The 13573-nt window shown below is 37.1% G+C and carries 11 protein-coding genes; all 11 read left to right on the plus strand.

All coding sequences use genetic code 11. From position 1 onward, the window contains the following. The first annotated feature begins 415 nt into the window (after positions 1–415). The 11 genes from VF06_RS33855 to VF06_RS33905 all read left to right on the plus strand — a co-directional run bounded on the left by VF06_RS33855 (position 416) and on the right by VF06_RS33905 (position 13557). On the plus strand, positions 416–841 hold the full coding sequence (locus VF06_RS33855; RefSeq protein ID WP_099070561.1) for a plasmid mobilization protein: 426 nt from the start codon (positions 416–418) through the stop codon (positions 839–841). A 4-nt stretch (positions 842–845) separates the two neighbouring features. After that, positions 846–2456, plus strand: a complete 1611-nt coding sequence (locus VF06_RS33860; protein WP_099070562.1) for a relaxase/mobilization nuclease domain-containing protein — start codon at positions 846–848, stop codon at positions 2454–2456. A 343-nt stretch (positions 2457–2799) separates the two neighbouring features. Continuing rightward, complete coding sequence (gene patR, locus VF06_RS33865; protein WP_099070563.1) at positions 2800–3486, plus strand: heterocyst master regulator PatR; 687 nt, start codon at positions 2800–2802, stop codon at positions 3484–3486. A gap of 69 nt (positions 3487–3555) precedes the next feature. Further along, complete coding sequence (locus tag VF06_RS33870) at positions 3556–4227, plus strand: hypothetical protein (RefSeq protein ID WP_099070564.1); 672 nt, start codon at positions 3556–3558, stop codon at positions 4225–4227. 830 nt (positions 4228–5057) lie between these two features. Continuing rightward, positions 5058–5366, plus strand: coding sequence for a hypothetical protein (locus VF06_RS33875; protein ID WP_099070565.1), 309 nt, complete (start codon positions 5058–5060; stop codon positions 5364–5366). Between the two features lie 37 nt (positions 5367–5403). Continuing rightward, the gene (fni, locus tag VF06_RS33880; RefSeq protein ID WP_099070566.1) at positions 5404–6432 is read left to right on the plus strand and encodes a type 2 isopentenyl-diphosphate Delta-isomerase; all 1029 of its coding nucleotides are present in this window, start codon (positions 5404–5406) and stop codon (positions 6430–6432) included. Positions 6433–6622: 190 nt separating this feature from the next. Next, a complete protein-coding gene (locus VF06_RS33885; RefSeq protein ID WP_099070567.1) occupies positions 6623–7687 on the plus strand; it encodes a UbiA family prenyltransferase in 1065 nt (354 codons plus the stop codon). Between the two features lie 212 nt (positions 7688–7899). After that, a complete protein-coding gene (locus tag VF06_RS33890) occupies positions 7900–9090 on the plus strand; it encodes an MFS transporter (protein ID WP_099070568.1) in 1191 nt (396 codons plus the stop codon). Between the two features lie 74 nt (positions 9091–9164). Next, the gene (locus VF06_RS33895) at positions 9165–10136 is read left to right on the plus strand and encodes a hydroxymethylglutaryl-CoA lyase-like TIM-barrel protein (protein ID WP_099070569.1); all 972 of its coding nucleotides are present in this window, start codon (positions 9165–9167) and stop codon (positions 10134–10136) included. A gap of 111 nt (positions 10137–10247) precedes the next feature. Continuing rightward, entirely contained in the window at positions 10248–11036 is a 789-nt protein-coding gene (locus VF06_RS33900; RefSeq protein ID WP_099070570.1) for an iron-containing redox enzyme family protein, read from the plus strand. A gap of 151 nt (positions 11037–11187) precedes the next feature. After that, positions 11188–13557: a penicillin acylase family protein gene (locus tag VF06_RS33905; protein ID WP_099070571.1), complete on the plus strand. Its 2370-nt coding sequence runs from the start codon at positions 11188–11190 to the stop codon at positions 13555–13557. Positions 13558–13573 lie beyond the last annotated feature (16 nt).

Genomic DNA, 13573 nt, shown 5'->3' on the forward strand with positions numbered 1-13573 from the left:
TTTTGCTCCACAGGGGAACTTTTGCTCCACAGGGGAACCTCCCCAACCGCTCAGTTTAATGGTAATTGCTGTAGATACTGAGTGTTGATTTGCTAATTGTAAATTGTGACAAGCGATAAAAGCGATCGCCATTGCGATCGCCACTCCAAAAACAGTTAATAACTCGTGGCGGCATAGGCAAGCAATACGCCGTAACGCACCTGCGGTGCTGCTATTCCTTCGGAATAGCGGCGTGTTTGCTTGTTGGGGGTGTCCCCCAAACCCCCCTAAAACAGGTCTATTAAAGGGGGAAATGAGTCAACAAGAGGTTCCGGGTTATTCGCGCTCTGCTGCTACGGCGCAAAGCGCCGTAGCAGCAGAGCGCGAATAACCCGGTGAAAAATAAATATTTAAAGAGCTAAACGCCTAATTAGTTATGCAGCCAGACCCCCGCATCAATCTTAGTAATCAACTAGCTGACACATTAACCAATCGGTCAGTAGCACCAGATGAAAAGCGAGAAGTAACCATCACGTTTAGGGCTACCTATGCCGAGAAAGCGAGGCTAGAGCAACGGTGTAGTGGAGTGGTGCAAAGTGACTATATAAGAGCGAGATTATTTGACTACCCTTTACCACATCCCAAACTGGTAATTCCCGAAGTGAACCGACAGGCTATCTATGAGCTAAAGAAGATTGGTAACAACCTGAATCAGCAGACCAGAGCTATTAACGAAGCTGTAAAAATTGGTAGCCAACCGTTGACTAACGAGGTTAAATCATATCTGAGAACTATTGAAGAATTAACAGCACTTTTAGAACAGACTCGCCAATCACTCACTCAACCTACGGTAGAGGGGTAGCGCAATGATTACCAAAGTCAAAGCTAACAAATCATTTCGTGGCACTACTAAATATGTAATAGAGAAAGAGAAAGCCAAAATTATTGGCGGGAATATGTACGGAAAAAGCACTAATGAACTGCTAGAGCAATTTACCCTATCAGCCCATCTTAACCCGCAGCTAAAAGACCCATGCTATCACTTAATGCTTAGTGTACCGAAAAGTGATAGAACGCTAAATGATGACGAATTAGCTAATCTGTCCCAACGTCACTTGGCATCGGTCATTGTACTATCGCGGCTTCCAGGTGATGAATCCCAAGTCAAACAGCCAGATAAAAGGATAACTGACACCAAACTTAACCAGCTAGTTAATGAATTTATAGAATCAGAATTACCAGCTTATGACTTCTTTATAGCGCGACACTCAGATAAAGAACATGACCACACCCACATCGTTGCATCTAGAGTTAATAACCTAGACGGTAAATCTATTCGCACTTGGAATAATTACGCCCACTCTGAACACTCTGCCCGACTACTAGAGCGAGAATTTCAGCTAACCCCAGTCCAAAGTAGTTGGGAAAGTAAGCAAAAGGCTATGACTCGTAATCAGCTTGAACGAGTCGAGCGCGATGGGCTTCCAGGCGAAGAAATAATGCGTCGAGCGATTGAACTTGTGGCAGCTTCTCAACCTACAATGCCAAAGTTTATTGAGCATTTATGGAGAGAGCATCAAGTCAAAGCCATCGTCAGTTACTACAGTCATGGTGGGGTAAGAGGCATCAAGTTTGGCATTGATGTCGGCTCCGTTAATGAAGATGGTTCGCCCCGACTACTGTGGAAACAAGGAGGTAATCTCAATAAATATAAGTGTTCTTTCAGCAAACTCCAGACGGAATTGGGGATAAGCTATGAGCCAAAAAGAGATGATAACGAAATTAAACGTCTAAATCAATTGCTAGAATCTGCCCCGATTCAGCCAATTTATCGGCAAAAAATAGATTCAATAACAGCTAGCAAAAGCGAAGCTAAACCACAGTTAAAGCCGGAAAAATCGGCAGAATTATACAATCATTACAGTGCTAACCTGCAACACTTATTAGTAACTGACCGCGACAAAGAAATTGCTGTTAGGGCGCTATACGATCAGAAATCAGTCCTAGATGTTGAAGAAATTATCAAAGCAAGTCCAGCCGGATGGACACAGGATGAAGCTAGAGCATTAGTACTAATCGCTAACAATAATCTGGCATCTATTGAGTCAGAACCAGAACATTCACTCTCGGAAAAACAGGGTCAAGAGCAAGAATTATTAACTGTTGCCGTGCCTGTTGCTGTTGAACTTATCAACTGGCAATTAAGAGAAACTGGTCGAAATATACTCGCCTTCAAACATGCAACTTTAGAAAAACAGGGTCGAGAACTGGTCTTTACCCATGATGAACGAGGTGAGATTTTCCGGGTATCCGTCAACCGAAACCAGTCAGGTGAGCTTGAGTATTCACCGATTAATGTCGGGTCAATAGAAAGAGAAGACCATCACTTTTGGCAAGAAGCAGAGCGCGTATTGCAACAAATAAAATTAGAGGAGCTTCGACAAGAAAGAAGACAGAGTAAAGGGATGTCTCTCTAGGTGATGGCGCAACTCTTAACCGCTTCGCTCAAATAGGCGGTGTCTGCCACTGCCACAAATCAACTCGTTGAGCCACCTTTATGGTTGCAGGCAGCGGCAGACACTCCGCTGCGCCGCCTATTTGTTAAGAGTTGCTTGAGTTACTGTGGTGTAGATTTATAAAAGCAGAAGCAGTTGAATTATTATTTCAAGCTAGTTTTATATTTAGCCATAACTGTTACAATTATCTAGTTGAAAATTCTGAATCAAAATTCCTAACTTTACAGTCAACTTTATTCTAAATTTAGACTAGAAATATTTTCCAAATCCCCAGGAATTTCAGCTAGATATAAAAACGGAGAGCATGACTATTACTCACGATACACAACATTTATTATCAAATAATCAAAATAATTTACCACCTACAGAGTCTCTACAATATCGAGCAATCGGTCGGATGTGGGGACGATATATTCCGAACGCAGAGCAGATTCGTCAAGGGCAACTAATAACATCAGACGGTGTAATAATCAATGTCAATCTCATGAGTAAAGTTGCTCTGATAGTTGAGAATCGCTTGGATTTATCGCAAGAATACTTGTGGACGGTTTACCCAAAAACGCCAGTAACAGATTTAGGAATAGGGCTTTATTTAACTTTAATAAGTGTGAAAGCCCCCTCAGAATATACAGAATTAATCAAAACTAAATTGCAGTCTCAAGCTGATAACTTTTCCATACAAGGAGAAGTAATATATCAGAATTTTGAGGATGGAATAGTGACAGTAAAAATTCAGCAGACACCTCGGAATAAAAACGGTACTCCTAAAGAGTTTAGGTTAAGACTATTAGGATTTTTACCGCCCAAATCGGCTAGACATTTCTGGAATCTTCATGTGCGGCGTATAGGGACTGACTTAGTAATTCAATCAGGGCAGTGTATTAAATTTCTACATCCTAAGAAATCAAAAACTCAAAAATTATCAATTATTCCATCAGATAATTCCTACGAGTTAGCAGAAGTTAATGCCGAGCAACAGTCAACAGAATAACCTTAATCATTACTGTGTTTGCCTTTATTAACCCCATACCAAAAAGTGTTGAGCCGTAAATAATTAGTTATGCCCAAACGGAAATCCCAGAAAAATAACAACCAATCATCACCAGAAATAGTTACGCCTCAAAAACCAGCTATTCTACGTATAGTCAAGCAAAACACTACGGAAACCTCAGCTAATAGCCCTGCCTTACCTGAGTTATCAGCTGCTGTAGCCAGAGAAAAACAACCAATTGAGCCTGATTTACCTGTAAATAATAACCAGAACCCCAGCACTGAAGTTTCAGAAGAACACAGTAGCTCACATCTTGCTGATGATGCTGTGCCTCAAACAATAATAGTAGATAATGAACAGTCTGACTTTTCTCTAACAGTAGAGACAGTACCAGTTAATGTAGAAGAATCAACGGCAACAAAGCCGAGTACATCTGATACTTTAGCCTCACCAGAACCAGAAAAAAAACTGACTCAATCAGGTAAAGAATTCTCATATAAAAAATTAGAGACAGCCACTAATAGCCAAGGACAGACCTTTACTGTAGATGAAAAAATAGAAGTTATTACCTTTAATTTTGGCACTCAACAGGCTGTGATTACGTTATTGTATTCAGCACCAGATGGCAGTATTTGGGCTACTTACTATCCTTTAACTGAAGAACAGAAACAGCAATGGCGACGGGGTTGCTGCCGGATTGAATATTTGAAAAAGCTTTTTTCTAACGTAAGCAATAGTTAACGTTCGCACTCTTGTATGAATGAAGTGGGAAGACTTTGAGGGTCTGATTACACGAAATAGCCCTAACGTGTACCAAGTAGCTTATAGTCAAACAAAACCCTTTTACCAAGTAATACACGGTTGACTCTAGCCCAAAGTCTGGAGTTTATCTATTAGTTTTTGTTATCAATTGATTTTTTTCCAGAAAACAAAAAATTGTATTCAATAATACAGCTAATTAAACAAAACTCTGATTTTTAGTCTGTTCCCCAGAACGCTCGCAAAACTTTTCGGTCTACTGAAATTATCTCTTGGCTACTTTTCCGCCGTCATGTTTATCTATCTTCAGATAGATTTTCTAATTTTTTAGAAGCAAGTATGGTGTTAACTGTCAGTTAGTTATCAAATACCAACTAAATAAATGGCAAATAACAAGCTGGAATGATCCCTGTTGACTATACACCACTCAAGTGGCGTTCACTGAAAGAACTTCAGTAGAACGAAAAATTTTCCAGAATTCTTACCAGCCCTTAATTTTCCCTTGGGAATGCAAGCTCGCGTTTTTATAGCATTGATACAGCTTACTCACTGTAGTCGCCCCAATCACCGAAAATGGGACAGTTGCTCTTAGCGACCATTTTGCCCCCGCTGCTATACAAAGGCGAAGCTGTCGAAATCAGCTTTTAATATGCCTTTCAACTACCTCTATTCTGGGTGGACTTAAGAACGCTCGCAAGTAGTCGTGATTGCTAGCCCCAAAAACGACGGCACAAACCCTTATTGTTTCGTCAACTTTCAAAAGTTTTCAGTCTACTGAACTTGAGTATTTGTGAGTACGAATTTTAGAACAAATGTGGCTGACAACAGTTGAATCTATGGAGATAAAGCAACCCCTTCATAGTCAAGCTATAGATACTGACTTTTCCGGACTACACACCCAGTCGAGTCAAGCTATAGATACTGACTTTTCCGGACTACACACCCAGTCGAGTCAAGCTATAGATACTGACTTTTCCGAACTACACACCCAGTCGAGTCAAGCTATAGATACTGACTTTTCCGGACTACACACCCAGTCGAGTCAAGCTATAGATACTGACTTTTCCGGACTACACACCCAGTCGAGTCAAGCTATAGATACTGACTTTTTTCGAGTATAGCTCTAGGTATTTTATCAATGCCCTTCATAAATAACCAATGACAACTGAAATTCAAAACCGAAAAGCAGATCATATACGTCTGTGTATCGAAGAAGATGTGCAATTCTGTACTACTACTAATGGGTTTGAATGTTACCGATTTGAACATTGTTGTCTTCCAGAGCTAGATTTTGAAGAAATTGATCTAAGTACCAATTTCTTGGGGAAGCATTTGAAGTTACCAGTGCTTATCTCTTCTATGACAGGCGGAACAGATGAAGCTGGAATTATCAATGCTCGTCTAGCTACTGCTGCTCAATCGTTTGGGTTAGCGATGGGAGTTGGTTCCCAAAGAGTAGCAATTGAGTCACCATCAACAAATTCTACTTTTTCTGTACGCAAGTATGCCCCTGACATACTTCTTTTTGCAAATTTTGGTGCAGTTCAGCTCAATTATGGTTATGGATTGACAGAAGCACAACGTGCTGTTGATTTACTAGAAGCAGATGCTCTAATCTTGCATTTTAATCCACTGCAAGAGTGTATTCAAACGGGTGGCGATCGCAATTTTAAAGGATTAATTAGCAAAATTGAGAACTTATGTCGTCACCTATGTGTTCCAGTTATTGCTAAGGAAGTTGGAAATGGAATTTCAAGTTCTGTAGCAATCCAATTGGTAGAAGCTGGTGTTGCTGCAATTGATGTTGCTGGAGCTGGTGGTACTTCATGGGCAAAAGTAGAAGCAGCCCGTTCAAATAATTCTCGTCAACGTCATCTTGGACAAATCTTTGCTGAGTGGGGAATACCAACTGCTGAATGTATTGCGTCAATTCGTAAATACTTACTTGAAGTACCATTAATTGCTTCTGGAGGCTTAACAAATGGATTAGAAGCAGCAAAAGCTATTGCCCTTGGTGCTGATTTAGTAGGACTAGCTTGGGCTTTTCTACAAGCAGCAAGCGTTTCGGAAGAGCAGGTATTTACATTAGCGGAAAATTTACGTAATGAACTATTAACTTCCGCTTTTTGTACAGGTAGTTCAAATTTGATTGATTTGAAATCCCGTCCCATAATCAAAAAAATTTAATAGCTTTAATTGCTAGCTGTGTTCATATGAAGATTTTTAGAAAACACATGAATTTTATGTATCCTAAGTTCACGATTATTATAGGGATCAATAAAATTTAACAATAGTGTGTTCAAGACGCTTTTTTATAGCTTATTACACATCTACCTAATTTTGATTTTACTTTCATTTACCCTTTAGGTATATCAGTATGAAGTTAGAAGTTTTGAATGAGATAGGAATTAGGAAAATCTCTTTGAGATTGGAATCTTTCTGGTGGATGACGAGACCTGGATTTTCAAATGCAGCAATTCTGATGTCGGTAGCGGGTTTACTGTCTTTCTATAAAACAAATCCTCCATATACTCATGTAGCTGGTTTAGCAATAGTCATTGGAATGTTAGGCAGCTCTATAGTTATACTCAACGATTTACTAGATCAGGATGATGATGAAGTCACTGCACCTTATTTACCTTTGCCAGCAGGTTTATTAAATAGAGACGAAGCAAAATTAGGTTTTGCAATTTTAATCACACTTTGTCTTATATGTCTCAACTATGTTATTCAAGATCCTTTCAAGTTTTTATCTGCCTCTATCCTTGTAGTGATTGCACTTTTAACCTCAGCCGCTTATTGTATCTTCAAAAATACAGGCTTTTTGGCTTCCTTACTAATGAGTGTCCCCTATATTGTTTTTGCTTTAATAGGTTACATAGTAGGAGATGGCAACATTAGATATATAACTACCAATTTAGAAACAATAGTTGTAGTGATTTCTAGCTTTTTAATTAGTTTTTCTGGAAATATATTAGCTGGATTGAGAGATATAGATAAAGATCCTCTAGTTGGTAATCAAACACTACCAGTTAGATTGGGTTCACAACGAGCATTTAAATTAGTAGTTTTTCTTGCAGCTATCGACTCTGCTTTAGTTGCTTGGTTAGCCATCCGAGATCCCAAGGCTTACTATTCACTACCAATCCTTGTCATTGCACTGGTATTGATGGGAATTTCTTTTCTACCTATTTTGCGAACTTATGGAGAGGCAGATCGTGGAAGAGTTCAGAGAATGTCTGACATGAAAATGTGGCTACTAGGTAAAGATATTAAGCTAATAGCTTTGGTATCTGTTTTCTCCTTGCCGATAGGATTAGCGTTAGGTATAGGCTTGAGACTACTGCGTTTATTTTTTCAGAAAGGCTACAAAAAACAGATTATAGATGGAGGATTGTCAGATATATTAGCTACTACTAACCCACTTAACAATGACTCTTAGGCGGGGAAAGCTATAACGAGGGGTCAAATGAGCAATCGGCACTGTTAGCGAATGTACTATATATTTATAATTTCAAGGATTACATAAGTTAAAACCTGCAATCTGTCGTTGCTGCGTTTAGTTGTAACACTTTTGAATTTACCTTTGTAAAACTTTCGCTAACAGGATCATCAATAGTTGTCATTTAAGTAAAAACGTGAGTAAAATTTAAGGTGAAAAACAGAATAGCTTATTTCTCTGTAGCCTATACTCTTCTGATTTTGATGTTAGGTACTAATCTACCATCACCTTTATATGAATTATATAGACAGCAATGGAATTTTTCTACGGGAACTTTAACGTTTATTTTTGCAATTTATGTATTTTTTTTAATTCCGTCATTACTAATTTTTGGAAGAATTTCAGACTTTTTAGGTCGAAAGCCAGTTTTACTATTAGGCCTTTCTTTGGCATTATCTAGTTCTATTTTATTTATTTTAGCTAAGAATATTTTTTGGCTATTTTTAGCTCGCTCTATTCAAGGTATTGCAGTTGGTATTATTAGCGGCACAGCAACTGCTGCCTTATCTGAGATCCAAGCTAATAAGGCTAAAGCTGCTTTAGTTACTTCTACTACCGCTGCTGGAGGAGGTGCTTTAGGACCTATAGTTAGTGGAATACTAGCTCAGTACAGCCCATGGCCAACAACACTTCCTTTTGTAGTTCACATTAGTTTAATAGTACCAGCGATCTTAGGTATTTTGTTAACACCAGAAACGGTTAAGAGGCAAAAGGTTAAATTATTTTCTATTCTTTATTTTAATCTCAATATACCATCTAAAATTCGCCATTTCTTCGCTATCAGTTCAGCAACTGCATTTGTTGCATGGTCAATTGCAGCATTGTTTATGGCATTAGTGCCATCTTACTTGTCTATCCTGTTGAATATTAAAAATTCAGCTATAGGAGGCAGTGTAGTTTTTGCTTTTTTATTGACATCATTAATTTCACAAATAATTAATAGAAAAGCGAAATTTACTAAATTAATTCCTACAGGCTTATTTATGTTAATTTTGTGTTTGATCAGTATTATTATTTCTGTTCCTCTAAATTCATTTTATCCGTTCATGTTTGGAACTTTTGTAGGAGGGATTGGATTAGGTCTTGCTTTTTTGGGAAGTATGGTGCTTGTTAACGAAGTAGCACCTGCTGATAAGCGGGGAGAAGTTATTTCATCTTTTTATTCAATTCTCTATTTAGGTGTTGGTTTACCAATAATAGGCGTTGGTCTATTGTCTCAGTTTCTAGGCTTGTATTTATCTATCCTGTTTTTTTCATTAGTTAGTGGATTCCTAGCCCTGGGCATTATCTATCTTTTTGTTTTCAAGTCAAATATCATTATGCCTAATCAATCTAAGCAATAATTTTTTTAATTCACTCATTTATTAGTAATATTAAGAAAGACTTTTTAAAGTATTCTTAGTAAAAGGAAGGTTAAATGTCTACTCAAATACTTGATGTCACCTTACGTGACGGGGGATATGTGAACAACCACTGCTTTACTGAAGAAGAGACTATTGGAATTATTAAAGGTCTTCAAAGAGCGTGCATTAAATATATAGAAATAGGTTATTACAAACCAAAACTTTTTGGTTTTCAAGAAAATTATTCAAGCCCTGCTATATGTAATTTGAATTACTTAAACCAAATAAGTAGTTTAGCAACAAACTTTAAACCAGTAGTTATGGTCCATTTAGATCATGTTGATATGAAGGACTATGAATTACTCGCTAACAATAAAGTTTTTTTGGTTAGGCTAATAACAAAGCTTGAGAACATAGATAAAGTTATCAATCATATAAAAGCCATTAAAAGCTATGGAATGTCCTGCTCGGTTAACCTTATTAGGATTAGTGAGTTACCTTTAGAGCATATTGTCTATTGCGGTGAAACTGCTGAGAAAAATGGAGCAGATTGGTTTTATATAGCTGATTCTAATGGACATCTATTTCCCCAGCAAGTTAGTAAGATTATTCAGAGTCTCAAGGAGAAGTTGACTGTAAAGTTGGGCTTTCATGCTCATGATGGTTTAAGATTAGCTTTTGTTAATTCGGTTGTGGCTGTTAATCAAGGTGTACAAATGGTTGATGCTAGCCTTGGCGGCATGGGTAAAGGAGGAGGAAATCTTGTTGCTGAACTGATTGCGACATTTCTAAACTGGCAAGAAAATTCCATTTATAATATTCCTCATCTTGCTATAACAACAGATAATTATCTTCGTAAATGGCTCAAAACTAATAGTATAGATAATTGCCAAAATATCTTAGCATCAATATTAAATTTAAATATGGATCAACTAAAAAAAATAGAAGAGGATTCTAAAATAAAAAGAATTTCCTCAATTGATCTCATGCATAATTTAATGTTTGAAAACTTACATCTAACTAAGACAGGGGGTGGAATTAAATGATAAAATTTGGGGCAAAAACGTAAATATCTTTAATATTTTGATTTGATGAATTGTGTTGTGAACTGGTATGATAAATTATTCAAATTAAGTTAGAGATTTAAGGAGGATTTTATGGATATCAAGGAATTTATTTCGTTGTTAGATAGGATGATTTATGAACGTCGCAAAATGACAAGTCCACTTTATCAAGTCATCCTATCTGGAAATGCAACACAGAGGTTACTACAAGGGTTTGTGATTAATAGATGGCCGATCAAAAATTTTTGGAGTAGAAATATTCTTGGTATTGCATCTAGAATTGATGATTATTCTTTGCGCTTGGCTTTAGTTGAAAATATTTATGAAGAAGAAACAGGATTTATCACGAAGTCTTCCAGACATTTACAGTCATTCGTGAACTTTGGAGAAGCCGTTGGATTGACACAACAGGAAATTGAGATAGCTCCAGTTCTTTCAGAGACACAAGCTGTCATAGAACATAATGTAAATGCTTGTAATAATTCTAATGTTCACTTTTCTGCTGGTGTTGCATCTGTCCTCTTACTAATGGAGGGACAACCATCTATTGTGAATGAGACAGATCAGAGTATGGAATCAATTATGAAAAATGTCTACCAATTAGATAAAAGGGGTTATGATTTTTTTACACATCATGCTTCTAGTAACTCAAGCCATTCCCATGTCAGTGACTTAGAAGATGATCACGCAACTGTTGCGCGTGATATCCTTCGCAAGTACTGTAAAACTGAAGATTTACAAAAGCAAGCAATAGATTTTTTGGCACAAGCAATTGAACTTCGTCATCAGCACTTTGACATGATTTTAAGAAATTACTATGACCCGCATGAAGCTCCATTCCGAAGCCCTGTAAATCAGGAGGAAAAGCTTCTTCGTGTTTAGTAATAAAACTTAAAGCCTAGCTTATTCTTGAAACTTCAGGTAATACCTGTCAGGTATTACCTGAATAAGTTTTTGATATTCAGTCTAGTTTAATTAACTTTTGTTTCTTAAACTATTCTTATATATTGCAATAATATTGATTGGCTTATTTATGAAAAGAGAAAAATCTGTTTTAACAACTAAATATTTAATAAAAAATATTGAACAGCCAGTAGAAATTTTTATTGACCCTTGGGGGGTTCCCCATATATATGCACAATCTTTTTATGATGTCTTTTTTGCTCAAGGTTTTAATGCTGCTTGTGATAGATTATGGCAAATTGATTTGTGGAGAAGACGAGGTCTAGGTAAACTTTCAGAAGTTTTAGGTGCTAATTATGTAGAGCAGGATAAGTCTTGCAGATTATTTCTATATCGTGGTGATATGATTTCGGAGTGGTTATCTTATGAATCTAAAGCAAAGGCGATTGCAACGGCTTTTGTAAATGGAGTTAATGAATATATTCAGATGACACTAAATAATCGTAGTTTATTACCATTTGAATTTAAAGTTTTAAATTATGAACCAGATTTTTGGAGACCTGAGGATGTAGTCTTAATTAGAAGTCATGGCTTAGGAGGTAACCTTGAAAGTGAAGTAAAACGCGCTCAAGTTGCGTGCAAGTTCGGTTTAGAGATAGATGAGCTTCGTCAACAACTGAGTCATAATTGGAAAATTAGAGTCCCTGATGGTTTAAACTATTGCTGTATTTCAAATGATGTATTACGTCTTTATCTATTAGCAAAACGTAGTGTAACTTTTATTCAGAATGAGGCTAAGTCTGGCTTAGAAAATCTGCATGAAAATTTATTTAACTATAACGATCTATTTAGTAAAAACTCGCCAGACACTTTAGAGGGTAGTAATAATTGGGCGATTTCTCCAAATCTTACTGCTACTGGACGACCAATTCTTGCAAACGATCCGCACCGCATCCATTCTAATCCTTCCTTAAGGTACATTGCTCACTTAATTGCCCCAGGTCTAAATGTGATTGGTGCAGGTGAGCCAAACCAACCAGGGATTCATATTGGTCATAATGAGCATATTGCGTTTGGGTTAACTATCTTTCCTTTAGATCAGGAAGATTTATATGTTTATAAAACTAATGCAGATAACCCAGATCAATATGAATATGATGGTCAATGGCAATTCATGAAGGTTATTAAGGAGGAAATTTTAGTACGTAATGCCTCGCCCGTGACAGTTGAGCTTAAATACACATGTCATGGTCCTGTAATTTATGAAGATGTTAATAATCATCTTGCGTTTGTTGTTAGAGCTGCCTGGCTTGAGCCAGGAATGGCACCCTACTTTAATAGTATGCGATATATTCAATCAAAGAGCTGGAAGGAGTTTCTTAATGCTCTTGAGCATTGGGGCTTTCCATCTGTCAATCAAGTCTATGCAGACATCAATGGGAATATTGGCTGTAAAATAGTAGGAAAAGCTCCAGTACGACCGAACTGGGATGGTCTTTTTCCCGTACCAGGAAATGGAAAATACGAGTGGCTAGGATTTCATAAGGTTAAGAATTTGCCTAGTGAATTTAATCCGAAGCGAGGCTGGATTGCTACAGCTAATCAAATGAACTTACCGCAAAATTTTCCATATCATGAATATAAACTTTGCTTTGAATGGCCGGCTCCATTTAGATATGAACGAATAGCAGAATTCTTAAGTCAAAACTCCAATTTTACTTTAATGGAATCTCTCCGTTTACAGACAGATTTTTTATCTATTCCGGCTCGTAAGATAATTTCATTAACTAAAAAAATTAAGTCTAAAAATTTAAAAATTACTCTAGCCTTAGATTTATTAAGGGATTGGGACTGTATTCTTGATCCACATTCTACATCTGCTACCTTCTTTGAGGTCTGGATGACTAAGTATCTACGTCCAGCAATTATAAATTATTTGGCACCTGCTTCATCAATTAATTTTATTGGACTAGGTGATGTGAATTTAGTACTTGACATTTTAGATAAAATTGCTAATAACCAGTTTAAAAAAGAGCAAGAATTAGAATGGACAGCTATTATTCTAGAAAGTCTCGAACAGGCAGTTAGATATTTGGAAGAAATATTTGGTCCAAATATACAAGATTGGCAGTGGGGAAAACTACATCAGGTTACATTTAAACATCCACTGTCTAATCTTGTGGATGATTGTACTAGAAGTCGAATAGATGTTGGTCCAGCTCCTCAGGGTGGAGGGGAGTACACAGTTAACTTAACAGCTTATAAATCGAGTAGCTTTGATGTCTTTGCTGGAGCATCATTCCGCATGATTATTGATGTCGGTAATTGGGATAATTCACTCGCTATGAATTCTCCAGGGCAATCAGGTAACCCTGAAAGTTTGCACTACAAAGATTTGTTTCCAAGATGGATTGCTAATCAAGCATTTCCACTCCTTTACAGTCGCGGTATGATCGAATTAGTTTCAGAAAAAAAAATTCAGCTAATTCCTCATAATTAATATCAGATAAACTGAT

Source organism: Nostoc linckia z4, from assembly GCF_002608075.1.
Taxonomy (GTDB): domain Bacteria; phylum Cyanobacteriota; class Cyanobacteriia; order Cyanobacteriales; family Nostocaceae; genus Nostoc; species Nostoc linckia.